Source organism: Priestia sp. P5_B4, assembly GCF_056400385.1.
Window position 1 is genome coordinate 1 of record NZ_JBFULJ010001124.1, and the last position, 1,041, is coordinate 1,041.

Here is a 1,041-nt window from a genome sequence, read left to right on the forward strand (position 1 = left end):
GTTCTGGAGACGGAATGCCTGTTAGTCTCAAAAGCTCTACGACTTTCTTTTGCGCTTCTTTTTTGGAGACTTTCTGATGCAGACGAATCACTTCAGCAATTTGTTTTCCAATGGGCATAACGGGGTTTAATGACGACATTGGGTCTTGGAAAATCATTGAGATTTCGTTTCCTCTTAGCTTTTGAATTTGCTTTGAAGACATCTCTAATAAGTTTTTTCCCTCAAACAAAATCTTGCCATCGTAGCTTGTTAGGTCTTCATCTAATAGCTGAAGAATAGATTCGGACGTTACGCTTTTTCCAGACCCTGATTMACCGACAATCCCTAATACTTCTCCTTTATTTAATTGAAGAGATACATTGTCAACAGCCGTTACTTCTCCGCTATACGTTGTAAAAGTTACTTGTAAGTCTTCTAATTTTAAAAGGGCGTTACTCAACGTTTTTTCCTCCTTTTCTTCAGCATTACGTTTTTCGGATTTAACCAATCCCGCAGACCGTCACCAAATAAATTAAGGCCAAGTACAATTAAAATGATGAATACACCCGGAAACACGGTCATCCACCATGCGTTGTAAATCGCAAGCTTTCCGTCATACAGCATATTTCCTAAGCTCGGTGTCGGCGCAGGAATCCCGGCTCCTAAAAAGCTTAGCGAAGCCTCAGTTAAAATCGTTACGGCAAACACGTATGTTACTTGAACGATTAAAGGCGATAAGACGTTTGGCGCCATATGAAAACAAATGATTCGAAGTGAGCTTGCTCCTTGAGCTTTTAGCGCTTCAATAAACGTTTTTTCTTTTACAACAAGCGCAGCTGAACGAACAATTCTCGCAATCGAAGGAATAAATACAAGGCTCAGTGCGATAATAACGTTGCTTGTTTTAGGTCCTAAAGCAGACATAATAGCAATTGCTAGTAAAATAGATGGAAAAGCAAACAAGCCGTCACAAATTCTCATTAAAATATAATCAAGAATTTTATAATAAGAAGATAAAAGTCCAACGATTAAACCAAGTACAGTAGCAATAATCGTTACTGC

At 38.7% G+C, this 1,041-nt stretch carries 2 protein-coding genes; both read right to left on the minus strand.

From position 1 onward, the window contains the following. A partial coding sequence (locus tag AC1DRF_RS29320; protein WP_477742486.1) for an ATP-binding cassette domain-containing protein occupies positions 1 to 439 on the minus strand: 439 nt, incomplete at its 3' end. Beyond that, positions 436 to 1,041, minus strand: a 606-nt coding sequence (locus tag AC1DRF_RS29325; RefSeq protein WP_477742487.1) for an ABC transporter permease, incomplete at its 5' end; no start/stop codon positions are given. The genes AC1DRF_RS29320 and AC1DRF_RS29325, both read right to left, overlap by 4 nt.